Below are 26,279 nucleotides of genomic sequence, written 5' to 3' on the forward strand. Positions count from 1 at the left end.
AAAGTCAGATGAAATACTTCTTTAACTCAATACTCAGCAAGGCATATTGGCGATATATTTTTTCGCTTAATGGAATCAAATCAATACTAGCTATTTATGGCTTTATTTGGTTGATAATAGAATCACTTGATTTTTTTAACGTATACACAAGAGACCAATATGCCAATTATGCTTTCTTCATTTTTATTGTCATTGCCACTTTAATTTCAATTTTGCTCAAAAGGCCAATAAAGTCAATTTTAATCCCACTAAAGGGACATGACTTTAACCTTGAAGTTCGTATTGCGGATTTATTTGATGTAAGTGGAGCGGCTGTAATCAGTTCAAATACAGTATTCGAGGCAGATGTTGCTAGCGGGAAAATATCAGTCAATAGTCTCCAAGGTCAATTTACTGCAAAATATTTTACCGGTAATCAAAACAAACTTATGGAAGATATAAATGAAGAACTGAAAGAAATTGATGGAGACGCTCCTTATTCCATGGGAACTACAATACCTATACATACTCATGGGAAGACATTTTATTTTACAGCTATGGCTGTTCTTGGAGAAAACGGAAACGCTTCCTCTACTGTGACAGATATAAAAAAAGCATTAGACGGTTTGTGGACATATGTTAGAAATAATGGTGAACTTCAAGAGCTTGCGGTTCCAGTTATTGGGACAGGAAGAGGAAGAATCAGGATTACAAGAAAAAAAACGATAGCACTAATAGCAGAATCATTTGTCAAAGAGTCGATTAACAACAAGTTCACAGAAAAATTAATTATAACAGTTAGACCTGAAGACGCGGAAAACTTTGGAATTAACCTTTACGATATTAAAGACCATTTAAATCACGTCTTAAAATAAAAAAAGTACTTAACAAGTTATATAGTGCATAGCTAGTCTGCGGAACAGCTACGACACCATAAACAAACCGTTTACGCCTAATCCATCACCTTGTTCAGTAGCGCCCAAAGTTCATCGTCAAAGCCAGAGGGTCCCAGGGCTTGATAACCCGTATCCTCACCCATACGAACAACAACCAGGTTTTGACTAGGAACTATGTACAACTTTTGGTCATTTTTTCCCAAACCGGCATAGAGGTCATCCGGCGCATTGGGCATTAGTTCTGTATTGAATACCAGTTGTGATTGTGGCACCATAGCACTCTCTTTTCCATTTAACCACCAGAGATACCCATAGGATTTGTTTAAATCTTGAGAAGTAGTGCTCATGGAGGTGATATAGTCCGTATTTTCAAGGATAGGGGTTCCGTTCCAGTTTCCCTTATTCAGGTTCAATAAACCAAAACGGGCCATGCTCCTAGCGGTACTCCAGTACACATTATTAATACCATTGGTAGAAATCCATGAACCTCCCATACCAATTTGGTCCTTGACTTTGGAAGCAAAATAATCCTCAAATTCCATTTGCGTAGCGTTTGAAATTACCTGTTGAATTAGGGTGTAAGGTGCATTGTGATAGGACCAGCGCGTTCCTGCATCCGCAACGTAGGTCAAACAGTCAGGCGTTTTACAATCCCCTTGTGTATCGTCCATCCCAGAGGTCATGGTCAATTGATGCCAAATTGTTATCAATTCTTCTTTCTCATTGGTTAGGCTCGTCCAACCCTTTCCGAGATAATCGGCGGTTTTATCGTTCAAGGATAAAAACCCTTCCTGTAATGCTATGCCTGTAGTGAAGGACGTCAATGTTTTTCCGGCTGAGGCCCAATACCAAGGGGTGCTTTCAGTATGGTCTCCAAAATATTTTTCGAGGGCAATCTTACCATCTTTCAGCACAATAAAGGCCCTTGTTCCATTTGTATTCAGAAAATCATAGAGTTCCGCTTCGGCGTCGGCATTCCAATTGAGGCCCTCTAGGTCAACCGTGTCCCAATCCGAAGTATCTAAAGGAGGAAAGTAAAGGCCGTTATTTTCTAAAGGGATATCATTATTCTCATCAATGGGCGTGTCTTTGGAACATCCGAGAATGAGGGTCGTGATGAGAAATAGGATATAAGTTTTGGAACGTATCATAACGATTGATTTTTTAGTAGGACTATATATCGCTGCATTGGTTTAACGTTAAAATCAAAGAAATCGTGTGAAACACAGCTAGTTCTAACGGCAAATCGTATTTTTGCACCCCATTAAAAAGCTATGCGAACAAAAACGCTCAAGAAGAATAAAATCAACGTAGTAACCCTTGGTTGCAGTAAGAATGTGTACGACTCGGAAGTTCTTATGGGCCAGTTGCGCGCTAACGATAAAGAGGTCGTTCATGAGGAAGAGGGGAATGTAGTCGTCATTAATACCTGCGGTTTTATTGCCAATGCCAAAGAGCAGAGTGTAAACACCATTCTTGAATATGTGCAGAAGAAGGAGGCCGGTGAGGTGGACAAGGTTTTTGTTACGGGCTGCTTAAGTGAGCGGTATAAGCCAGATTTGCAAAAAGAAATACCCAATGTAGACGAGTATTTTGGAACTAGCGAACTTCCCAACCTTCTAAAAGCTTTGGGAGCGGACTATAAGCACGAGCTTATAGGGGAGCGCTTGACCACGACGCCCAAAAATTACGCGTATCTTAAAATTGCGGAAGGTTGTGACCGTCCCTGTTCGTTTTGTGCCATACCCTTAATGCGCGGTAAGCATAAGAGTAAGCCCATTGAAGAATTGGTTACAGAAACGGAGAAACTGGCCGCAAAAGGCGTTAAGGAGTTGATTTTAATTGCGCAGGACTTAACCTATTACGGACTGGATTTATATAAGAAAAGAAACTTGGCGGAATTACTTGAAGCTTTGGTGAAAGTCGAAGGGATTGAATGGATACGGTTACATTATGCCTTCCCAACGGGTTTTCCGATGGATGTTTTGGAGGTAATGAAGAACGAGCCAAAGGTCTGTAACTATCTGGACATTCCTTTACAGCACATTTCCGATAGTATTTTAAAAAGTATGCGCCGTGGTACCACTCAGGCGAAAACAACGAAGCTTCTGCAGGATTTTAGGGCTACGGTACCAGAAATGACCATACGCACCACCTTGATAGTGGGCTACCCCGGGGAAACCGAGGAGGATTTTAAAACCTTGAGAAATTGGGTGGAAGATATGCGTTTTGAGCGTTTGGGCTGTTTTACCTATAGTCATGAAGAGAATACCCATGCCTATAATTTAGAGGACAATGTACCAGAAGCGGTAAAACAGGAACGTGCCAACGAGATTATGGAAATACAATCCCAGATTTCTTGGGAACTTAATCAGCAAAAAATAGGGCAGACCTTTCGGTGTATTATTGACAGAAAAGAAGGGAATTATTTTATCGGTAGAACGGAGTTCGACTCCCCAGATGTTGACAATGAGGTTTTAATCGATGCTACCAAGCACTATGTAAAACAGGGTGAATTTGTTGATGTAACCATTACAGATGCGGCAGATTTTGATTTGTACGGTGATCCTGTGCAGTAATTTTAGGTCTTCAGTATGGAAGAAGTAGTAGTTACTTTTGCTGCATCATCTTAAGCGTAAAACCACCCAATACAAGAATAATGGTACCCATAAGCAACCAGAGCCATAGCTTGTTTTCAAATAGTGGGGCCTTTACGAAGGGAGGTTTTTTCTCAATAATTTCCGGCTGTCCTAGTTGTAAGGGTTTTATATCCTCGGGGAACGTAAAGCCCGTTTGTTGAATATCATATCGGGGTTTGTACGCATTTTCTTTTCCATAGACCAAATCATACTTCGCATCATCCATTAAGCGCGTTATTAAGGTATATTCATAACCTTTGGCTTCTACGTCGGTAATATGTAGCGGCGCGTTGTCATTATTCGCTATCCTTACGCTGAATTTTGATGTTAATACAGGCCTAAATGTAAATTCATTCGCCTTGAAAGAGGTCAAGGTTCCGCGATAAAGATTTCTATAAGAATACCGCCATCCTTTTTCGGTTTCGGTACTGTCCGCTATATAATCAATGGTAATGGTTCTGTAATACGCTATATCATCGGTAACTTTAAGCTTCAAAAAAGCTATGGGCACACGTTTCTTTAAATCAATATCGATATAGGTCTGTTTTCCCTTTTCCGACACGGAGAAGTCCGAGGCGGAATAAGAACGATAACGTGCAGGCGTAATTTTGTTCGAAACGAGATAGCTTTTTAAAAGCTCAGGTTTTGTTGCGGTCTTTATAAATAGTCTAAAATACTTAAATTTTGAATCTGGAAAGATAAGGTCCGTAAACCGGTAGTTGGTTTCGGTATTCTGTATGGATAAAATTCTGTAATCCTCTAGAATAGTGAACCATTCATTTTGATTTTGACTTCCTTCCAATTGAACCTTCCAATCAAAATTGGTATTCTTAAAATCGAGTGCTATTTTGTTGATGGATTCTTCCACGGGAATTTGATAGGTAAAATAGAATCCATTGGCGTTGAAAGACTGGTTTACGAGTTCAAATTTAATTTCATTCTCAACTCCAGTGGCTCTGGAAGTTTGTAGTACATAGGGTGCCTCTATAGTATCTTTTTCGGTGATACCATAAATGCGGATATCCGAAAATTCGTCATTTACCTTTGAAAAGACCGTATCGGGTAGGGCTATCGTGTGCCACGAGTCTGAAACCCCGGTAAGGGGAATTTTTTCGGAATAAGTGTCCAACTGTCCAAAAGAATAAGAGCAAACGAGCAGCGTAAGATAATAGATGAATTTAGTCTTCATTTTCTTCCGTAATAATATGTTTGTATTTATTGTACAAGAATGAGATAATAAGGAGCAGCACGCCAAGAGAAACAAAAACAATGGTCTTGGCAATAGTGCTCAAAGACGCTATATCATAAAAGAAAAGTTTTACAAGGGTTACGCCAAAGAGTACGATTGCCGAAATACGAAGGTATTTTTTCTTCTTCCAAAGCCCCAATATAATCAAGAACAAGGAATAACTTCCCCAGAGAATACTAAGGCCCAATTTATAGCTTTGGTCAGAGCCACTCATATCCATCCAATGAATAAGCTCACTACTTGCAATCCATAATACGGAGGTATGCAGTAAAAGTCCAAATGGAACATTAAAGTTTATCCTCATAAAAGGAGCCAAAGTCAATTTACGGACCATGAAAAGCAGTAATGCTAAAAACGCAAAGCAGACATAGCGTACGGTAATGGTAAATGTGCTCACGGTATAGAACTCGGCCAATGCTCCGCTCAAGTAATTTTCTCTAAGTTCACTAAGTGCGTACAGCCCGGTTGTAAGGAATAGGAACCCGGCAAAAATGGACAGGATCAAAGTAACGATTCCAAGGACCCTACTTTTTAGTTTGTGAATGTTGATGAACGTTAGAACGGACAAGAACAACAAGGTATAGTTCAGAAGCCAGACAATTCTTTGTTGGGAAATATTTTCGTTGTATTGCGAATACTCAGAGGTATCCGTTATGGTCATAGGTATTCCGGAGGCTTGATATAATTGTGTGAAATAGTATTCGATTTCCAAATAAAACGAACAATAAAGGACTAAAATGAAAACTGCGGGTATTGCGATGGACATGACCTTGGATATGAAACTCTTTTTCCCATCAACGGCATTGTATTTCTTGTTCACCCAATTGATAAAACCAGAGGCCGCGATGAAAAGAAACGAAGTTAAAAAAGCTGCGTTGAGTATCGGCTGAAGTCGCTCGTCTTCTAGATTGAAGGTAAAGCCACCATACGCTAAAGCCCAATCCTGGGTCAAACTTAAAAACGCGATGACCATTAAAGGATAGGACATGTACTCGTAGGCGCGTATGTTTTTGCTCTTTCCTATCCAGAATAAGAGTGCCGCCTCCATGGCCCATAATAATGTCACCCAGTTACCGTCTAATTGAACGGGTATGGCAATGGTTATAAATATCAGTACTAAACCTGCCGCAAGATAAAATAGGTTCTTATCACCAAGATTCTTTTTGAATATTATGGTGGTCACCACAAAATGGACCAACGCATTACCCAGAGTAAATAAACCTAGCAATTCCTCACCCGTTTCGTTATGGGCCAGTAGTCCAAATCCAAATCCGTAAAAGATAAAGGAATTCAACAAGAGCATAAAAACATCCGAGACTTTGAATTTTTCGGACTTGATGAGTTTATAACCCAGAAATGTTGCGTAAAAGAATAAAAAGAAGATGAAAAGAAATAGGAGTGCTATTTGATAATGGTCCTTTGTTTCGTAAGAAAAAGTAATCCAGCCGCTAAATATGAGCCATGTAAAAGCAAAAGCGACATAGTACAGCGCTTTCCAGTATTTTTTTATGGAAATGAAAAGGATGCCCAAATTAATAATGGCCATATAACTGAACAGGACCCACGCATTGCCGGAATTATTACTGAGTAAAAAGGGCACGGCATAGGCACCGACCAGTCCTATATGGGCAATAATCTGTTTGTTGTAATTTAATGCGGCCACAACCCCGAATACGGTTAAAAAGACCATTAAGGTAAAGGCTACACCTTGGGGAAATAAATCGTAAAAACTATAGGCTGCAAAGGTGATAAAGTATAATATCGCCAAGGCGCCACTGACCAGTACAGCGCTGTAATTCTTATATTTTGCCTTTAGTTTAATTCCTGTTGCCACCAGTCCTAAACCTACCAAATACCCCAAGATAATGCGGGTCAGCGGGCTTATGAGGTTGTTTTCTATAGAATATTTGGCACCTATGAATACACCAATAACGGTAATGAGAATACCAATTTTATTAATTAGGTTCTCCCCAATGAATTTCTCCAGATTTGATTTGCCCTTCGGTTTTTTTATTGGTGCGGAAAACTTTTTAGAAGGAGCTTCAATGGGTGCAATCGGTTTTGTTTCAATTACCGCTTCAGTATCTTTTATTACAGCGGTTTCCTCCTTTATAATAGGGTTGTCCGGGGTAGTTGCTTCTTTTGTTTCAGGAGTTGTTTCAGTAATCTTTGATGGCGCTTCACTTTGCAATGCCTTTAAGTCTTTGCGAAGCTCATTGACTTCCAAATTAAAACTTTCTTGCTTTTTTAAAAGCAGTTCTAATTTTGCTAAAAGTGCTGATACGTTGTCTTGATTATCTGGCATAATGATTCATTTTACTCCACACTCTTGGTATCGTTCGGATTTTAAGAACGAATATACTCTGGATTTGTTGGCAAGATATCAAGCTTTTTAGAGTTGGTATACCCTGAATACTGGGTATTCTGAGATACTCTAAAATTCTATTAAAATCGTATTTTAAATTAAAATACAGTAAATCAGTAGTTTAAAATACTATTTTTCAAAATAAAGATAGATGTAAACCGCTGCACCGAAGTTGGTAGCGTCCGTTGAAGCCAGTCGCCAACCATCCTTGGCATATGCATCTAACTTTTCTTGAATTTCTGCTTTTGAAGAATTGGCAATATGCTTGGTGTCCAGGGTAATTTTACTGTAATAGATAAGTGTTTCGACTTTATATGCTTTCATGCGGTTTATTTTGAGGTTTTAATTGATCATGAATATGGCGTTGGCAAAGAATAGTTTTCCATTTTCCCAAAACCCTCGAAACAATGGATTATCAACCATATAAACAACTTGACCTCTTCCTATATTTTCGGTTCCAAAAATCAGTGTTTCCGCAATTTTCTTTTGAGCCTCGCTCCCTGCAAAACCAGAAACCGGTTTGTTCGCGTTCTCATTAAGATATACCGCGCTGCCACCGTCTAAATAATTAAAGGCGGTATTACCGAGTTTTAGGGTATAGTAAGTATTGCCATAACCGTATGCTAAGGGGTGTGTAGGGTCTACCGTAGCTTTAAAGATTGCGCCGGTGATAGCCGTTTTAATGCGTTCTCTTTGATTGTTTTCAAAAGCTTCAAGATTTACCGTGGTGTCTTTAGGTGTTTCTTTTTCCTTGATGCTAAAACTATCACTTTTAGCTAAGGCGTTTACGGACCCGCCCATGGCGATTAACCTACCACCGGCTTTAACCCAATCCGTGATTTTTTCGGTAATGTTCTTCTTTAAGAAACTGCGATATCCCCATCCGTCAGGAAGAATTAAAATGTCATAGTCGGATAAATCTACACGACTAAAGTAGCTTTCGTCCAAAACGGATAATGGGTAGTTGAGCTGTTGTTCAAAATAATGCCATACTTCGCCAAAACGGAGTGTAGCGGTCGGTTCACCGGATAATACGGCAACTTTTACATCTGGTACAACGCCGACGTATCTAGAGCCAAAGTCTTTTCCACTCTCTACAAAACCGGTAGTTGTGGGTTGGAGCCGTTTAGAAAATTTAATAGATGCCTCATTTAAAATTTCACTAAAGTCGGTTATGTTTTTATTGTCCGTTTTAGTAATGATAAGACTTCCTCTTTTGTGTTCAATCCCGTCTAACATAAAGGGTTTGTGAGCATAACGCACCCGTATTTTTTGCTTGAGCAATTCCGCAAGAAATTTAGCATCGTTCATGGCATTCCAATCGGTAATGTAGGCATAGCTATCCGGCGTTGCTATCCCAAAGCTTCCTACGGTATTCGTAGCCGTATTTTTCTGAATGCCGGTCTCTGTTGCCAATGCATCCAAGCCATAGGCATAGGGTAGGGACCAAGCGGTTATATCATAGGTAACCGAATCACTTAATTTTGCTTTAGGCTCAAATAGTACCTTCACCAAAGTTCCCTTAGCTTGGTCTGTTGAAACGACCAGACTTTTGGTCGATGCCTTCATAGCGCCTATTTTCCCTGTCGCATAGTCATATCCTTTATATGTTGTATTGGAGGCATAACCGAACTCGATTTCATGCTGTTTTAACAGGTTGGTCAGCGCATTCAATTTATCCTGGTTTCCGTTGAGCACATAGTTTTTGTACTTGAAGTCCTTGTCCTGATAGAATTTCTTGAATTCATCATTCAATTTTGCCACATTATTACTTGCCACCTCCACAGTGGAAAGTCCGGTAGTGTGGTGATGAGAAATTCGGTCTTTCAACGTAAGGGTGTCCCCAATACTGGTTTTAATACCGAGACCCGCTCTACCGCTTCCTCCCTGTTCATAGGTCATGCCAATACCACCGTTATAGGTTGGATAGGTATCTCCGTAGCTGGGATATAACAAGTCAAACGATTCTTTGGTAAAGTAAAACCATCCGTTTTCATCAAAATATTTTGCATGGTTTTTACCGATAGTTACCTGAAACGCTCGTTGAAAATCAGTGATCACCTCATGATAAGGTTCGGCCGCGGGGGCGAAATAATAAGGACTATCTACACCTTGTTCATGAAAATCTACGTGCACATGGGGTAGCCATTTGTTAAACTGTTTCAGTCTTTGTTGACTTTCTACCTGTGTGAGCCATGCCCAATCCCTGTTAAGGTCGAACATGTAATGGTTGCTGCGACCACTCCACCAACCTTCATGGTGTTCTTTGCTGTTGGGATCAACCGTATTTGGGCTGTTTTTATACTGGTTGTACCAATTTACATACCGATCCCTACCGTCTGGATTAATACAGGGGTCCATAATGACGATGGTATTTTCTAAATAGTCGCTCTTACGGGTGAGTAAATCATAAATGGTCTGCATGGATGCTTCCGTGCTAACACTTTCGTTACCGTGAACATTATAACTAAGCCATACGATGGCTTTATCCGATGCTCCCTCTCCACTGGTGCTTTTTAGATGCTCTAACCGAATACGCTCTAGATTTTCAATATTATTCGCTGAGGAAATATATGCTAATAATAAAGGTCTTCTTTCATTGGTTTTCCCATACTGCATTAATTGCATCCTGTCCGGCGATGCCCCGACAAGATATTCGTAGTAGTCTACTACTTGATGGTGTCTTGTAAACTGGCTTCCAAGTTCATAACCCAAAAATTCTGAAGGGGATTGTAGCTGCGCAATTGATAAAATAGGTAGTAGAAATAGGAGGGAACGTAAAATTTTAACCATGTGATATTTTTAAAATCGAAAGTTTCCAAATCTAACAAATTATTGTTGAAAATTGTCCTGTGAGAACTGCTTTTTAACGAGTAATCAAAAATTTATTTGTTAAGGTAATTAACGTATTTTTAGGAACTCTAAAACAGGAGAGTTTTATATTTACCTTCATTTTTGTTCTTCTATGGATATTGACTGTTTACCCTTTAAAGAGACCGGCTACTTTTCAAATTTAATCTGTGACTATATTGAGGCGGATAAGAAGATTAAGATGCTCTACAACAACTTTCCGGACAGAGCAGGTTTCCAAAAACAGTTAAAAGAAAAAGGGGCGAACTTTCCCCAAGAAAATAGAGCTATTTTAAAGGAAGCGTTATTACATCAATATAAAGATTTTAATGTTTCCGATAGCACCTTACATCATATCAACAGTTTAAAGGAATCTTCAACGTTCACTATTGTAACGGGACATCAGTTAAACCTCTTTACGGGACCTTTATATTTTTTGTACAAAATCATAGCCACTATAAATCTCGCAGAACAGTTAAAAAAAGACTTCCCTGATTCCAATTTCGTGCCTATCTATTGGATGGCCACGGAAGACCATGATTTTGATGAAATAAATTATTTTAATTTTCAAGGTAAGAAGCTTCAATGGAACAAAGATGCCTCCGGAGCCGTTGGTCATTTAGGTACCGAAGGTTTAGATGAGGTATTCAGGATTTTTGCTAGCCATTTAGGGAGTAGTAAGAATGCTCTGGAATTGAAGAACCTTTTTGAAAAAGCCTATTTAGAAAACGGGACACTAACAAATGCAACCCGTTTCTTAGCGAACGAATTATTTGGGGAATATGGTTTGGTTATCGTAGATGGTGACGACAGTAAGCTTAAACGGCTGCTAATTCCATACGCAAAAAAAGATATCCTAGAACAAAAAGCCCATTCCGAGGTTAGCAAGACCATTAGTGCCATGGAAGGACTAAACGAGGGGTATCCCATACAGGTGAATCCTAGAGAAATTAATTATTTCTATTTGCACGAGGGCTTAAGAGAACGGATTGTTGAACACAAGGATAGGTATGTGGTAAATGACACGGCTATTTCCTTTACGGAAGAAGAGCTCCTGAGAGAATTAGAAGGACATCCAGAGCGCTTTTCGCCAAACGTAATCGCCAGACCATTGTATCAAGAGGTGATATTGCCCAATCTCTGCTATATTGGCGGAGGCGGCGAAATTGCATATTGGTTGGAGCTCAAGACAACTTTTGAAGCTATGCGGGTGCCTTTTCCTATTCTTCTACTAAGAAATTCGGCCTTGGTGATTTCAAAGAAACAGTTGAAAAAGTTGGATAAGATGCAATTGTCCGTCAAGGATTTGTTTCTAAAGCAAAATAGCCTCATTAATAAAAAAATACGTGAAATATCGAATGTCGAAATCGATTTTACTTCACAAAAAGAACTTTTGGAAAATCAATTTAAAGACTTGTATACCTTGGCCGAACAGACGGATAAATCTTTTTTAGGCGCCGTTAAGGCACAGGAGGTAAAACAAAAAAAAGGTCTTGACCATCTGGAAAAACGCCTGTTGAAGGCACAAAAAAGAAAATTGAAAGATCATGTCATTCGTATGACGGAAATACAGAACGAGCTCTTTCCAGGGAAATCTTTGCAAGAGCGTAATTTGAACTTTTCAGAACTTTTTTTGGAATACGGTGATGGTCTTATTCCCATGCTAAAGAATGCCTTACAGCCTTTACGTATGGAGTTCACTGTTATTAGCCTATAGTCAGTATTAAGGAGTCATAAATTCCTCTACCCATTTTTCTCCCTCTTTGGAGTATTTAATCCGGATGTGGTTTGGTCTCTTTAGTTTTAGATACTCGATTTTATAAGGCTTTATTTCTATCATACAAAAATGATGCTCATCATCCATGTAGGTTACCAAATCAGGATTTTTGATGACAGTTCCAGGAGCCTTTTTGGTAATGTAATCTTTGCGACTGTTGGGCTGTATGCCGTTCCAGTATTTTTTTAGAGTTTCAGGGTCTTCAATGATTCTAGCTTTCCCTTCTATTTTAAGTTGTAGCATCTTTTTGGGGTGATATAGGAGCAGGCTTACTTTGTTGTTCTCTTTAATATGTATCACTTTTTTAGAGCGTTTGTCCGTGAATATCGTAAGGTCTAGATTTTCGTTCAGCTTTCTCAAAACCACGGTTCTGAGTCTTGCCAAATGGTCCAATCCCACAGTAGCAAGGGTCATATACCGAAAAGGATGCCCTTTTTTAGTTGTTCCTTTATGTAATTCCTCATTTAGCTCCTTCCAGAAAACCTGCTCCATGTTATACTTCTTTTAATAAAGTTAGAAAAAAACATAGGATTGGGTAGGGTTTTTTACAGCTAAGTTGTTCTATATATAAATTGCTATGAAAAATAAATTAGTATTCCGATAAAATACTAAAGTTAGGTTGGTTTTTGATTTTGATTAAAAAGCTCGGGGTGGTTCCCGAGCTTTTTTTTAAACCCTAATTGTAAGGCATGTATGTATCTTACGACCAAGGAGAGGAATACGAATTGCTATGAAAAAGAGTAGTATTCAATTCCTAATCGTATTCGATTATTTGGTTGGTTGGATAGAAAGCCCGGTTGATTACCGGGCTTTTTTTTAATACTGGTCAAGAATATTTTGTAGGAATCAATTCAAGAATATGTATATCAGCTAAATAAGATATTTTATTTCAATGAATACATTTAGTCTACCCTATAGTCCAATTTCATGGTGATAGACGCCGTTTTCTTTTTGGATGTGGTATTATAGGCTCCGCCCCAAGAGTAATCTTCACCGGAATTTTGACCTGTTATCTGAAAAACGCCCATTCGCGCAGAAGATAAGTCGCCTAATCTACTCCCCGAATTTTCTGCAATTTTCTCAGCTCTTATCCTGGCATCTTCCGTTGCTTTGGAAATCATCTCTATTTTTAAATCCGCCAGCTTGGTATAGTAATAGCGGGGAGGGAAAGAGTTGAACTGAACGCCTCTGTTCAAAAGCTCTGTAATCTCTCTAGACACTTGTTCAATAAGCGCTACATTGGGTGATTCTATTTTAATGGACTGGGTTAATTGGTAACCTCTAAAAATACTACCGACATAATTACCATTGTCGTATTTGTTATCTCTCGTTTCCGTAGTCTGTACGCTATTAAAAATGATGTTTTCTTCTTTTATACCTTTTGACACTAGGTAATCCCTGACGACAGCTTTATCTATGTTTAACTGCTCAAATGCTGATTTTAACACCGTATTGTTTGCGGAAAACTTCCCCTCCCAAACAATGAGGTCCGATGTAAAATTTTCGTTTCCAAGACCCGTCACGGAAATAATCTGCGGCGGACTAGCTCTTTTGATATAGGCGTTTCCAAGAAAATAGGCGGCGATTACTATGGCGGCACCGAAGATAATTGACGAAATATATTTCATAGATTTTGTTTAAGCTGTGTGATAAAAATAGTGAAAACCCTACAATATGGTTCTGTAATACCTAATACTCTAGGTATGTACGTAAGAAGTCACCTAGACGGTCGTTATGTACAAAAAAAATAGTAGCTGTTACCATGAAAGTTATGTCAGGCTTGTAATTTTACATACGTGTTGAAAACATGACGCTTGGGGACGGTATGGGGTTTTGCAGGCTAGTGGTTCATCTAGTTGACAGCGATGTGGTTTATTGTTAAAAACCTGTTGTAAATATCTCAAAAGAACGCTACATCAAATTTTCGATTTTCCTATTTTTGCCCATGCAAAATAAAGTCCTGATTCTAGATTTCGGTTCTCAGTATACCCAACTCATTGGTAGACGCGTTCGAGAGCTGAATATTTTCTCTGAAATAAAACCTTTTAACAAACCACCGGCAGCCCTTTCTGAATACAAAGCGGTGATACTTTCGGGTTCTCCCTATTCCGTTAGGGCCGATGATGCTCCGCATCCCGATTTGTCTCAAATTCGTGGCAAGAAACCCTTGTTGGGTGTTTGCTATGGCGCACAGTATCTAGCTCATTTCAATGGCGGGAATGTTGAAAAATCGAATACAAGAGAATATGGTCGGGCAAATTTGTCTAAAGTGGATAGCAATTCCCCGTTTTTAGCCAAAATAGGTACGGGCAGTCAGGTTTGGATGAGCCATGCGGATACGATTAAAAAACTACCCGAAAATACTACCCTATTGGCTAGTACCAATGATGTTGAGAATGCCGCTTTTAAGTTTGATGGTGAAGATACGTATGGAATTCAGTTTCATCCAGAAGTGTATCATACTACGGATGGTAAACAATTATTGGAGAATTTTCTAGTTCATATTGCAGGGGTGGCACAAACTTGGACACCGGACGCTTTTGTAGAAACCACGGTGGCGGAGTTAAAAGAAAAGATCGGGGATGAAAAGGTGATATTAGGCTTGTCCGGTGGAGTAGACTCCTCTGTGGCCGCGGTACTACTGCATAAGGCAATTGGCACTAATCTGCATTGTATTTTTGTAAACAATGGTTTGCTTCGTAAGAACGAGTTTGGCGATGTGCTGAAACAGTACGAGGGCATGGGCCTCAATGTTAAAGGAGTAGATGCTTCGGCACGCTTTTTGGATGATTTGGAAGGAGAGTCTGACCCAGAGACGAAGCGTAAAACCATAGGAAGAGTGTTCGTTGAGGTTTTTGATGATGAATCGCACAAGGTAGATAACGCCAAATGGTTGGCGCAAGGAACAATTTATCCGGATGTCATTGAGTCTGTTTCGGCAACCGGCGGACCTTCGGCGACAATAAAAAGTCATCACAATGTTGGTGGTCTTCCGGATTATATGAAGTTAAAAGTAGTGGAGCCTTTAAAAATGTTGTTCAAGGACGAAGTGCGTAGGGTAGGTGCCAGTTTAGGAATAGACAAAGCCTTGTTAGGACGGCATCCATTTCCGGGTCCTGGTTTGGCAATTCGAATTCTAGGGGATATTACCAGGGATAAAGTGGCCATATTACAAGAAGTAGACCATATATTTATTAATGGATTACGTGAGTGGGGATTGTACGATAAGGTCTGGCAGGCTGGTGCTATGTTATTGCCTGTCAATAGCGTGGGAGTTATGGGAGACGAGCGAACTTATGAAAAATGTGTAGCTTTACGAGCTGTCGAAAGTACAGATGGCATGACCGCAGATTGGGTAAATTTACCATATGAGTTTTTGCAAAAAACATCAAATGATATCATTAATAAAGTCCCTGGAGTGAATCGTGTCGTATATGATATAAGTTCCAAACCACCAGCAACGATAGAATGGGAATAATGAAAAATACACTTAAAACACTTTTTACGGTTCTAATCTGCCTTCTGTTCGGCGGTACGGCCTTTGCGCAGAAGTTTAATACGCATCCGGTAAAGAAAGGAGAAACCTTAGAGAGCATCTCTAAGGCTTATGGAGTTTCTCCGGACGATATCCTTAAATATAACAAGGAAATTAAAAAGGATGGGGATTTAAGCCCTAATACTATTTTGGTAATACCAAGCGGTGCTATGACGGCCGATGACAAGAATACCGTTGATGCCCTTATCAAAGGTATAATGACTGATTCAGTAGTGAAAAAGGAGCCGATTGGTTTTAGGGAACACAAAGTAAGAAAGAAAGAGACGCTTTATGGTATCGCCAAGAGGTACAATGTTTCTGAGGAGGAAATAAAGAAATACAATAAACAGCTGTACGCCTCGCAATTAAGGAAGAAGATGGTAATCCGTATCCCGAAATATCCAGAGGCAGACGAAGAAACATCCGCGATTGACCCAGGTGATTATGAGAAGTATATTGTCGCGCCTAAAGAAACGAGGTGGAGTATTGCCCACAAATATGGGATTACCATCGATAGTATGCTCGTACTTAATCCTGGATTGTCCAAGACAAGTAATTATCTAGCCGAAGGCTATGAGCTTTTAATGCCCAGAATTGCGGGAAGCACAGTAGAAGACCAGCAAACGCAGCTCTATATTTCCTATACGGTTCCGGCCAAAATGAATTTTTATCGGTTGGAAAAGAAGTTTGGTGTAAAAGCGGATGAAATAGTTCGTTTAAATCCGGAAATTTCTGAGCGTGGAGGGTTGAAAGAGGGAATGGTCATTAGACTCCCCGAAACTAAATTGGACCCTGGCGAAATCAATACGGACAATTATATCTTCTATGTGGTACGGCCAAAACAGAACGAATTTCGGCTGACTCGAAAATTTGGAATGTCCTGGTCGGATTTAATGCAACTAAACCCAGATTTAAAGGATGGTCTTAAAGCAGGAATGGTGCTTAAATTACCCAAAGATCAAGTTGGGGATTTTGAAGTACGCAATTCCCTCGTTCTGGATAAAATCAACTTGTTGGATAGCATCAATACCCAGGTAAGGCCAAAAATTATGTTTTTGTTGCCCTTCCGCATTGATAAGCTTAATATGAGCGATAAGGAATCCGTTACTTGGGCCATGCAGAACAGAAATAGCCTTAAATATAGTCTTGGGCTATACTCTGGTGCCTTGGTTGCCTTAGATTCTATTAAATCCTTAGGTATTTCTGTAGATGTGGAAACTTTTGATAACCAATTTACCTTGGCTAGGACAAAAACAATTTTACAGCAAGAAAATCTTTCAGAATACAGTGCTATCGTAGGACCTTTGGACGCAATTTCTTTGAATGAGGTTTCTAACCAGGCCGCAAGTTATCAGTTGCCGGTTATTGCACCTGTTCCTGTAAGAAGTGAGCTTAGTTTAAGTAACGTTTTTTTCTCCTATACCGAAGAAAAATTGTTGCGGGAACATATGATTAAATACGTGAAGGCCAATCATGCCAATGAAAATTTGGTGATTATTGCGGACGAAAAAAATAGAGCGGTGGAGGAAGAGTTGTTGGGACATTTCCCGGGTTCAAAAGTAATTCTTGTAAAAGAAGAAGAGAAGAATATCGGCATAAATAGGGATAAATTGGCAAGTCAATTATCTGAAGACGTAGAAAATTGGGTTTTCGTAGAATCGGACAACTTTAAACTGATAGCCAGTGTGGTATCCATATTAAATTCCTTTAATAATGCATTGCTGGATATTGAAAATGGTAAGAACAAGGTGAAATTACGCATGTTAACAACGGATAAGAACAACGCATTTGAAAATGATGTCATTTCTAGCACCCATTTGTCTAACTTAAACTTCACGTATCCATCTGTATACAGAGAAGTCACTTCAAATGCCTTTGTGAAACGTTACAGGAAAAGATTCGGGGATGCTCCGGACAAATTTGCGGTAAGAGGTTTTGACCTTACGTATGATTTACTATTAAAGTTAGCCTATAAGAACGATTTGATAGATATTTCCAAGTTCATAGGGGCAACGGAGTATAACGGCAATAAATTCGATTACGAAAAAGATGCCACATCCGGTTATTTCAATAAGGCCTCTTATATCATGGCTTATGAGGATATGGCCATAAAACAAATAGAATAAGTAGTATGACATCAAAAGTGACCTATAACGGCGATTTGAGAACGGAGTGCGTTCATTTAAAATCCGGTAATTCTTTCGTAACCGATGCTCCGACCGATAATAATGGTCTTGGACAGGCATTTTCGCCAACCGATACTGTGGCCACCGGTTTGGCCAGCTGTATTTTAACCATGATGGGAATTAAGGCAAATGGCCTAAAATTAAATTTAGAAGGTTCGCGGGCAGATGTGACCAAACATATGGCATCCGACCCAAGAAGAATTGCCAAGATAGAAGTAGACCTAAGCTTGCCATCGCATATTTCCGAAAAGGACAGGAAAATATTGATACACACGGCAAATACCTGTCCTGTTCATTTTAGTTTACACCCTGATATAGAAAAGGAAATCTCTTTCAATTGGGTATTATAAAGAACGCTTTTCTAATTTTTTTCTTTTTTGTTATGTTCTCATCGTATTCTTGGGGACAAGAAGAAGTGCTTTGGGAACCGGACAAAAGGCTGTATTGGAGCGATTTCAGGGGAAAAGTTCCCGTTGGGGCGGGAGCTGCAGCTACTACCGCGAGTGGCATAAGTTATCAGTTTTCAACAAGCTATAAGGGTAATGAAATGGTGGTTGATTACGAAGTCAATGCGTTCTTTTATCCTACAAAGTCGTGGTACAAACCCAAAATATGTAATGAGGTAACCTTGGTGCACGAACAGCTTCATTTTGATATTTCGGAGCTTTTTGCTCGCCACATGCGAAAAAAAATGGCGAAAGCACGATTTACAAAAAACATAAAGGCCGAGGTAAAGGCTATTTATAGAGAGACCCTTAAAGAACTAAACGATTTTCAGAACCGTTACGATAAGGAAACGGATTATTCTAGAAATATCCCTCAGCAAAAACTTTGGATTCAAAGAATAGAAAAAGCATTGAACGAGGGTTAGGTTGCAAACGTTGAGTTAAACGTCACAAATGGTTACGCCTTGCTTAAGGGCATCTATTTTATTTTCCCAAGTAGGCACAAACTCTTGGGCTACATGTCCCTTGTATCCCGTGTCCAATATAGCCTTCATAATTGCCGGGTAAAAGAGTTCCTGTGTTTCATCAATTTCATTTCTTCCGGGATTACCGCCCGTGTGGTAATGTCCAAAATAGGGGTGGTATTCCTGTATGTTTCTTATGATGTCCCCTTCCATAATCTGCATGTGGTAAATATCGTAAAGTAACTTGAAATTTTCGGTACCAAGGGCTTTACAAAGTGCTACACCCCATTCGGTGCGGTCACACATATAGTCTTCGTGATTTACCTTGCTGTTCAAAAGTTCCATTTGTACTACAACGCCGTGTTTTTCGGCAAGTGGTAAAATGCGCTTTAAACCTGTAATACAGTTCGCTAGACCTTCTTCATCGTTCATTCCGTTTCGGTTACCACTAAAACAGATAAGATTGGTATAACCGGCTTCTGCTACTTTGGGTATTATTTGTAGATAATCCGCCGCCAATTCATCATGCAGTGTGGGGTCGTTCCAGCCTTTTTTAATTCCTAATCCCGCGCCCCAGCACATGGAGGCATGTATGTTGTATTTTTTAAGAAGTGGCCAATCTTCAGGACCTACTAAATCAATGGCCTTGATATCCAGTTCATTTAAATTCTTAAGAAACGCCCCTAAGGGAATAGAATCGTAACACCAATAACAGGCACTATGGTTTATATTGTGCTTAAGTTTTATTGCCGAGTCTTTTTTTGTGACCTGTGCAGCTGAAGTATTGCACGCTATTAGGCCGACTGAAGCGGCCGCGGATGCTCCGATAAACTTGCGTCTTTTCATAAGTATTGATTTTATTGGTAGTACTAAAGATAATTTTTTTAGATTTAAAAAATGGAATTAGGTCTAGATAAGCAACATTTGATTGCGCTTGCCCATTACAGAATGCCTTTCGGAAAATATAAAGGTCGCTATCTGGTGAACCTGCCAGAACCTTATTTGGTTTGGTTTAATCAAAAAGGATATCCGAATGGAAGATTAGGAGAAATGTTGCGTTCTATGCATGAAATCAAGGTAAATGGCTTGGAAACCCTAATTCTTAAAATACAAAAAGAATTTCCTGTCAATAAGCCCTGAAATCTTACGGCAATTTGTAACTTTGTGTCCCGTAACACAGAATTCCAATCATGTCGCAAACCAAATACATCTTCGTTACGGGCGGGGTAACTTCTTCTCTTGGTAAGGGTATCATAGCCGCTTCCTTGGCAAAATTATTGCAAGCTCGCGGATACCGAACTACAATTCAAAAATTAGACCCTTATATTAATGTAGATCCAGGTACACTAAATCCTTATGAACACGGTGAATGTTATGTGACGGATGACGGTGCGGAGACCGATTTGGATCTAGGACATTATGAGCGTTTTCTTAATGTAAGGACTTCACAGGCGAACAACGTTACTACGGGAAGAATTTATCAAAGCGTCATTGAAAAGGAAAGAAGAGGGGAATTTCTAGGAAAGACCGTTCAGGTAGTTCCGCATATAACCAACGAAATAAAGGAGCGTGTTCAGTTGTTGGGCAATAGTGGAGATTACGATATTGTAATTACGGAGATTGGTGGTACCGTTGGTGATATTGAATCCTTACCCTACATAGAGGCCGTTAGACAATTACTGTGGGAGTTAGGTGATAATAACGGAATAGTGATTCATCTAACTTTGGTTCCTTATTTATCTGCTGCGGGTGAACTTAAAACCAAACCAACACAGCATTCCGTAAAAACACTTATGGAGAGCGGAATTAAAGCGGATATCCTTGTTTGTAGGACCGAACACGAGATTTCAGATGACATAAAGGACAAATTGGCACTCTTTTGCAACGTGAAAAGAGAAGCGGTTATACAAAGTATTGATGCTTCAACGATTTATGACGTGCCCGTTCTTATGCAAGAAGAAGGTCTAGATACTGTTACGTTAAAAAAATTAGCATTGCCGGATACAATTGAGCCAGACCTAACGCAATGGAACGAGTTTTTAAAGCGACATAAAAATCCTAAAAACGAAGTAGTTATAGGTCTCATTGGTAAATATGTAGAACTTCAGGATTCTTACAAGTCCATCTTGGAAGCCTTTATCCATGCCGGTGCCGTAAATGAAGTTAAGGTCAAAGTAAAATCCATTCATTCAGAATTTATAACAGAACGTAATTTCGAGAACAAATTAATAGGGTTAGATGGTATTCTAGTAGCTCCCGGATTTGGTGAAAGGGGAATAGAAGGAAAAATAAAAGCCGTTCAATACGCTAGAGAAATGGGGATTCCGTTTTTGGGAATCTGTCTGGGTATGCAAATGGCGGTCATAGAATATGCTAGAAATGTTTTAGGACTTAAAAATGCTAATTCTACTGAAATGGATGAGCATACCGTTGCTCCCGTAATAAGTCTTATGGAAGAGCAAAAGACAATTACCAATATGGGAGGTACTATGCGTTTGGGAGCATGGGACTGTAAATTAAAAGAGGGGAGCTTGGTGCAAAAGGTCTATGGTGGGGAAACGGAAATTTCTGAGCGCCACCGTCATAGATATGAATTTAACAACGACTATAAATCACAATTGGAGCAATCTGGTTTATTGACATCGGGGATAAATTCAGCCACTGATTTAGTAGAAATCGTTGAGTTGGGAGATCATCCTTGGTTTATTGGCGTACAGTATCATCCAGAATACAAAAGTACCGTTGCTAATCCACACCCTCTATTCGTAGGGTTTATAAAGGCCGCCTTAGCGCACAAAAAAACACAAACTAGTGCCAGTATGGCATAAACTATCGATTTGGGCATATATTTGCTCTCTGAAAACCAAACAATTACCTTACCTATAAGATATTTTAGATGGAAGAAAAGAAATTGGACGTGAATTCCATAATCGGTTTTGTACTGATTTTTGGCATATTGATTTTCATGTTTTATCAGAACAAGCCTACCCCAGAAGAGCTGGAAGAACAGGCAAAACAAGAGCAGGTAGAGGCTAAGGCGGCACAAGAAGAAAATATAGATAAAGAGATAGTAGCGGAAGCGCCAGTACTTAATTTAAACGATTCTACGGCAGTTGCAAATTACAAAAGTCAAATAGGGGCATTCGGCTTTACGGCGCCCTCTGCGGCAACGACCGTTCTTGAAAACGAAGTACTTTATTTAGAGATAAGTAATAAGGGAGGACACATTATAGAGGCAAAGATGAAGAATTTTGTCACCTATGATTCTATTCCGGTGTACCTAATTAAAGATGGAAATTCCTCTTTTGGGCTTAATTTCTCTACCACGGACAACAGAGTGTTGAATACCAAGGAGCTGTATTTTGAGCCAAGCTTAAGTAATTCGGATAACAACCAAGTACTTTCATTGAAAGCAAAAGTTTCCAACAACCAATACTTGGAATACCGTTATGAAATGAAGCCGGATGACTACTTGGTAGATTTTACAATACGTAGCCAAGGTCTGGACAGGGTTATGAACGATAGTAAGCCTGTAACCTTAGACTGGCAGTTAAAAGGTATAAGACATTCCAAAAGCATAGTATATGAAAATAGATATACGCGTCTCACCTATAATCATGAAGATGGTAAGATAAGTAAACTGTCTGAAGGTAGTGATGATGAGGAAACGGAAGAGGATATAAAATGGATATCTTATAGACAGCACTTTTTTAGTTCTATTCTGGCGACCAAGGAGTCCTTTAAAACGGGAGCGTTAGAGTCAAAAAATTTAGTGGAGGAAGAGAGTAGGACTTTTGGTTTTACTAAAGAGTATGCCTCCGTTTTACCCCTTGAAGTTAAAGGAGGTGAACTTTCTCAAAATATGCACTGGTATTTTGGCCCAACCGATGTTGAGGTCTTGTCAAAATATGAAGATTTGGGACTTGAGGACTCTATACCGTTTGGATGGGGAATTTTCGGATGGATCAACCGCTATATTTTTACGCCTTTTTACTCTTTCCTAGGGGGTATGCTACCTGCAGGTATCGCTATCATCATCATGACCATTTTGGTGCGTTTGGCCATGTCTCCGGTTACGTATAAATCGTATCTGTCACAAGCTAAGATGAAAGTGTTGAAGCCAGAGATTACGGAGCTTGGAGAAAAGTATAAGGACAATGCCATGAAAAAGCAACAGGAAACCATGAAATTGTATGGTAAAGCTGGTGTTAGCCCAATGAGTGGTTGTGTGCCGGCATTTCTGCAGATGCCTATATTCTATGCTTTGTTCATGTTTTTCCCAACATCTTTTGCATTGCGCCAAAAGTCGTTTTTATGGGCAGATGATCTTTCTTCTTTTGATACCATCTATCAGTTTCCAGAAGGTTTTGCAATACCCTTCTATGGTGACCATATTAGTCTGTTTCCAATTTTGGCATCCGTAGCTATTTTCTTTTATATGATGATGACTACTGGGCAGAATATGCCAACACAGCCCGGTATGCCCAACATGAAGTTTATTATGTACTTAATGCCCTTTATGATGTTATTCTTCTTTAATAACTATGCAAGTGGGTTAAGTTTGTATTACTTTGTTTCCAACTTAATTACTATAGGAATTATGTTGGTGATCAAGAATTTTATCTTGGATAACGATAAGATTCATGCGCAAATACAGGAGAATAAAAAGAAGCCTAAAAAAGAGAATAAATTTCAGCGAAAGATGCGTGAGATGATGGAGCAGGCGGAAGCTCAGAAAAAGAAATAATTAGATACTCTTATTTATAAATAACTCAGGGCATTCCCAAGAGGTATTTAAAAGGAAAACAAGGTGTGTGCTTTTGAGCTAAGCCTTGAAGCATTCTAATCTCGATTATTGCGCAATAAAGAAAAGCCTCTGGATTATCCAGAGGCTTTTGCCATTGATTAAGGATTGGTTTGGTAAGATTTGGGGATGTAAATATGATTCTAATTACCTCTTAAAAAAAATATGAGTTGTAAAGAGCACTTATTTGTATGCTAACTAATCTACTTCTGATGTTTGAAAAAATCATTACACAAAAAAACCTCTCAAGTTGTTGAGAGGTTTTAAAATTTATACCGTTATATACTAGTGAGAAGGAGGACTTAAAATATCCAATACTTCTTGTGGTAATAACACTTTATCTATGACATGTACGATTCCGTTGCTCGCCATTACATCCGCCAGGGTAACGTTAGCATCAACATCTGTTTTGTCACGTATTTGAACGCCATGGTTCAATATTGCAAAAACAGATTCTCCCTGTACAGTACCAATTTCTTGATGATCTTGTAAATCTCCCGAAGCCACGGCAGCGCCTGCAACTACATGATACGTAAGTACTTTAGCTAATAGGGCTTTTTCCTCATCCGTATCAAAATCAGCAAGACTATGGAAATCATCTCCCAAAGCATTCAATAAATCAGCGAAAGCTGCATTTGTAGGAGCAAAAACAGTAAATGGTCCGTCGCCACTAAGTACTTCTACTAGACCAGCATCTGCCTGAATCAGGGCATCTACCAATAAGCTTAAGTCATCTACACTTTGCGCAGTCTCTACGATATTTGGTACGGCAGGAGTCAATGCATCTAAAACAGCTTGCGGTAATAATACTTTATCAATAACGTGTACTACTCCGTTACTAGCTTCAACATCCGCAAGGACAACTGTAGCATTTTCATCGGTAGCGTCATCCACATGAACTGTACCGTCTTTAATATTAATTGAAACATCCTCTCCTTGGAAGGTAGTGATGTTTTGACCATCGCTTAAGTCAGCTGAAAAAGCGGTAGTTCCTGCTACCACATGGTACGTAAGTACACTTACAAGTAATGCTTTTTCTTCGTCAGTATCAAAATCTGAAAGACTATTGAAGTCATCTCCTAAGATATCCAATAATTCTACGAATGCTGCATTTGTCGGAGCAAATACTGTAAAAGGTCCGTCACCACTCAATGTTTCCACTAAACCAGCGTCAGCTTGTCCTAAAGCACTTACCAAAAGACTTAAATCATCAGTTGCTACAGCAATTTCTATAATTGTTTGTAGGCTCATGGCTGCTAAAGCATCCAATACTTCTTGTGGTAAAAGAACTTTGTTTATTACATGTACAACACCGTTGCTAGCTTCTACATCAGCGATAACTACTTCAGCATTAGTTTCTGTAGCATCGGTTATAAATACACCGCCATTTAAACTTACTCCAACGTTTTCACCTTGGAAAGTTTCAATCATTTGTCCATCGCTTAAATCTGTAGAGAAAGCGGCCGTACCAGCAACTACGTGATACGTCAATACCTTAACAAGTAGCGCTTTTTCTTCCTCTGTATCAAAATCAGCCAAACTGTTAAAATCATCACCTAAAACATCTAATAAAGCTGCAAAAGCCGCGTTAGTAGGAGCAAATACTGTAAATGGTCCGTCACCACTCAAGGTTTCAACTAGTCCAGCATCTGCCTGAACTAAAGCATCGACCAAAAGACTTAAGTCGTCTGTAGCAACTGCTGTATCCACTATGGTCTTTAACTGAAGGCTAGCTACAAAATCGATTGCAGACTGTGGTAATAAAACTTTGTCAATCGTATGCGCTACACCATTGGAAGCCATGATATCCGTTGCAGTAATATTAGCGTTTGTTTCAGAAGCATCACCAATGACAAAAGTGTCACCAGAAGCGATAACTTCAATTGAATTATCCGCAAGTGCTGTCGGTACGGAACCAGCTGCTAAATCCGCAGCCTTTACCTCGGCAGCTAAGACATGATACAATAAGATGTCTTTTAACAAGGCCATTTCTTCCTCCGTGTCAAAATCGTCCAACCCATTATAATCGTCTCCTAAAATATCTAAAAGTGCAACGAAAGCATCGTCCGTGGGAGCAAAAACGGTAAAAGGACCTTCACTACTTAAAGTTGCAGCCAAATCTGCTTTAATGACAGCGGCTTCCAATATGGATAGTGCTTCGGTTGCGACTACCACATCTACAAGGGTACCAGTCTCATTAGTCATTTCTCCTTCATTCAAGGCATCGATGATAGCCTGAGGTACCATGACCTTGTTGATAACATGCACTACTCCGTTGGTAGCTTCAACGTCTGCGATGACAACTTCAGCATCAACTTCTGTAGCATCCTGTATAAAGACGCCGCCTTCAAGATTTACCGTTAACTCTTCTCCTTGTACGGTTCCTAGCTTTTGTCCTGCACTCAAATCAGTAGATTTTGCAGCCACACCAGAAATAACATGATAAGTAAGGATAGTTGTTAGTATGGCACGTTCTTCATCCGTATCAAAATCCGCAAGAGATTCGAACCCGTCCAGTGAGGCCAATAAATTTTCAAAGGCATCATTTGTGGGGGCGAAAACTGTGAAGGGGCCATCTCCGCTTAAAGTTCCTACTAAATCGGTTCCCTCAGTATTATCTGCAGTAGTTAATGCTGAAACTAATGCCGCTAGGGCTTCTTGTCCCTGTGCGGTCTCAACAATATTTTTTTCATCAAACGTTTTGGCTACTTCATCGTTGTCGTCCTTGTCACAGGACCAGGCCAAGAAAACTATTGCTAGCAGGGCTAACAAACTTTTAAAGGATACTACTTTTTTCATAATTTGTGTTTTAGGTAAAATGTTTAATTAATTGTTTTTTAAATAGAACAAATGATTCAAATGATATTTTTTAATTTTTTGCTAATTCAATTAAAAAGTGGAGTCATAATCTCAAAAAATTGAATTTTTAACACAAAAATGAATTTTATCCCTTTATCATCATTCTTTTTAACAAGAGTGTCAAAAGTAGAAAGGGTTGCTTTTGTTTATTTAAATTTTACAAAAGTTTAACAAAAAAGTTAAACAAAAAGCTCAATTGTAAGACAATACAACAGTATTTATTGCGAATT

19 protein-coding genes are annotated in these 26,279 nt (G+C 39.3%); 10 read left to right on the forward strand and 9 right to left on the reverse strand.

Annotated elements, in window-relative coordinates; all coding sequences use genetic code 11:
- Nucleotides 1-8: 8 nt before the first annotated feature.
- Nucleotides 9-854 (forward strand): macro domain-containing protein, encoded by an 846-nt coding sequence (locus EJ994_RS01930; RefSeq protein WP_126590959.1) that lies wholly within the window; start codon nt 9-11, stop codon nt 852-854.
- Between the two features lie 77 nt (nt 855-931).
- Here the strand turns inward: EJ994_RS01930 and EJ994_RS01935 are convergent, their stop codons facing one another.
- Nucleotides 932-2,026, reverse strand: a complete 1,095-nt coding sequence (locus EJ994_RS01935; protein WP_126590960.1) for a serine hydrolase domain-containing protein — start codon at nt 2,024-2,026, stop codon at nt 932-934.
- 123 nt (nt 2,027-2,149) lie between these two features.
- On the opposite strand from EJ994_RS01935, the gene rimO reads away from it, so the two are divergent.
- Nucleotides 2,150-3,454, forward strand: coding sequence for a 30S ribosomal protein S12 methylthiotransferase RimO (gene rimO / locus EJ994_RS01940; protein ID WP_126590961.1), 1,305 nt, complete (start codon nt 2,150-2,152; stop codon nt 3,452-3,454).
- Between the two features lie 31 nt (nt 3,455-3,485).
- Here the strand turns inward: rimO and EJ994_RS01945 are convergent, their stop codons facing one another.
- The 4 genes from EJ994_RS01945 to EJ994_RS01960 form a co-directional block, all read right to left on the reverse strand.
- Entirely contained in the window at nt 3,486-4,703 is a 1,218-nt protein-coding gene (locus EJ994_RS01945) for a DUF3999 domain-containing protein (protein WP_126590962.1), read from the reverse strand.
- A complete protein-coding gene (locus EJ994_RS01950) occupies nt 4,693-7,068 on the reverse strand; it encodes a DUF2339 domain-containing protein (protein WP_126590963.1) in 2,376 nt (791 codons plus the stop codon). Before EJ994_RS01950 ends, EJ994_RS01945 begins: the two co-directional genes overlap by 11 nt.
- Before the next feature lie 189 nt (nt 7,069-7,257).
- A complete protein-coding gene (locus EJ994_RS01955) occupies nt 7,258-7,452 on the reverse strand; it encodes a DUF4177 domain-containing protein (protein WP_126590964.1) in 195 nt (64 codons plus the stop codon).
- 18 nt (nt 7,453-7,470) lie between these two features.
- Nucleotides 7,471-9,921, reverse strand: coding sequence for a M14 family zinc carboxypeptidase (locus tag EJ994_RS01960; RefSeq protein WP_126590965.1), 2,451 nt, complete (start codon nt 9,919-9,921; stop codon nt 7,471-7,473).
- Nucleotides 9,922-10,093: 172 nt separating this feature from the next.
- Here EJ994_RS01960 and bshC point away from each other — a divergent pair, with 172 nt between their 5' ends.
- Nucleotides 10,094-11,695, forward strand: a complete 1,602-nt coding sequence (gene bshC / locus EJ994_RS01965) for a bacillithiol biosynthesis cysteine-adding enzyme BshC (protein ID WP_126590966.1) — start codon at nt 10,094-10,096, stop codon at nt 11,693-11,695.
- Nucleotides 11,696-11,701: 6 nt separating this feature from the next.
- On the opposite strand, the gene EJ994_RS01970 is transcribed toward bshC, so the two are convergent.
- Complete coding sequence (locus EJ994_RS01970) at nt 11,702-12,247, reverse strand: pyridoxamine 5'-phosphate oxidase family protein (RefSeq protein WP_126590967.1); 546 nt, start codon at nt 12,245-12,247, stop codon at nt 11,702-11,704.
- A 410-nt stretch (nt 12,248-12,657) separates the two neighbouring features.
- Complete coding sequence (locus EJ994_RS01975; protein ID WP_126590968.1) at nt 12,658-13,383, reverse strand: SIMPL domain-containing protein; 726 nt, start codon at nt 13,381-13,383, stop codon at nt 12,658-12,660.
- Nucleotides 13,384-13,700: 317 nt separating this feature from the next.
- Between EJ994_RS01975 and guaA the strand changes: the two genes are divergently transcribed.
- From guaA to EJ994_RS01995, 4 genes are read left to right on the forward strand one after another with little or no spacing between them, the layout of a single operon-like run.
- Nucleotides 13,701-15,233, forward strand: a complete 1,533-nt coding sequence (gene guaA / locus EJ994_RS01980) for a glutamine-hydrolyzing GMP synthase (RefSeq protein ID WP_126590969.1) — start codon at nt 13,701-13,703, stop codon at nt 15,231-15,233.
- Complete coding sequence (locus EJ994_RS01985) at nt 15,233-17,416, forward strand: LysM peptidoglycan-binding domain-containing protein (RefSeq protein ID WP_241240829.1); 2,184 nt, start codon at nt 15,233-15,235, stop codon at nt 17,414-17,416. Before guaA ends, EJ994_RS01985 begins: the two co-directional genes overlap by 1 nt.
- Nucleotides 17,417-17,421: 5 nt before the next feature.
- The gene (locus EJ994_RS01990) at nt 17,422-17,826 is read left to right on the forward strand and encodes an OsmC family protein (protein ID WP_126590971.1); all 405 of its coding nucleotides are present in this window, start codon (nt 17,422-17,424) and stop codon (nt 17,824-17,826) included.
- A gap of 32 nt (nt 17,827-17,858) precedes the next feature.
- Complete coding sequence (locus EJ994_RS01995; protein WP_126590972.1) at nt 17,859-18,347, forward strand: DUF922 domain-containing protein; 489 nt, start codon at nt 17,859-17,861, stop codon at nt 18,345-18,347.
- Nucleotides 18,348-18,362: 15 nt separating this feature from the next.
- Here EJ994_RS01995 and EJ994_RS02000 read toward each other — a convergent pair whose 3' ends face one another.
- Nucleotides 18,363-19,232, reverse strand: a complete 870-nt coding sequence (locus EJ994_RS02000) for a hydroxypyruvate isomerase family protein (protein WP_126590973.1) — start codon at nt 19,230-19,232, stop codon at nt 18,363-18,365.
- Between the two features lie 51 nt (nt 19,233-19,283).
- Here EJ994_RS02000 and EJ994_RS02005 point away from each other — a divergent pair, with 51 nt between their 5' ends.
- From EJ994_RS02005 to yidC, 3 genes are all read left to right on the forward strand, one after another.
- Nucleotides 19,284-19,526, forward strand: coding sequence for a DUF3820 family protein (locus EJ994_RS02005; protein ID WP_126590974.1), 243 nt, complete (start codon nt 19,284-19,286; stop codon nt 19,524-19,526).
- 50 nt (nt 19,527-19,576) lie between these two features.
- Nucleotides 19,577-21,214: a CTP synthase gene (locus EJ994_RS02010; RefSeq protein WP_126590975.1), complete on the forward strand. Its 1,638-nt coding sequence runs from the start codon at nt 19,577-19,579 to the stop codon at nt 21,212-21,214.
- A 68-nt stretch (nt 21,215-21,282) separates the two neighbouring features.
- Nucleotides 21,283-23,133: a membrane protein insertase YidC gene (yidC, locus tag EJ994_RS02015; RefSeq protein WP_126590976.1), complete on the forward strand. Its 1,851-nt coding sequence runs from the start codon at nt 21,283-21,285 to the stop codon at nt 23,131-23,133.
- A 342-nt stretch (nt 23,134-23,475) separates the two neighbouring features.
- Here yidC and EJ994_RS02020 read toward each other — a convergent pair whose 3' ends face one another.
- Nucleotides 23,476-25,989, reverse strand: a complete 2,514-nt coding sequence (locus EJ994_RS02020; protein WP_241240830.1) for a fasciclin domain-containing protein — start codon at nt 25,987-25,989, stop codon at nt 23,476-23,478.
- Nucleotides 25,990-26,279: the final 290 nt, after the last annotated feature.

The sequence above is a fragment of the Maribacter sp. MJ134 genome (assembly GCF_003970695.1).
Lineage (GTDB): Bacteria > Bacteroidota > Bacteroidia > Flavobacteriales > Flavobacteriaceae > Maribacter.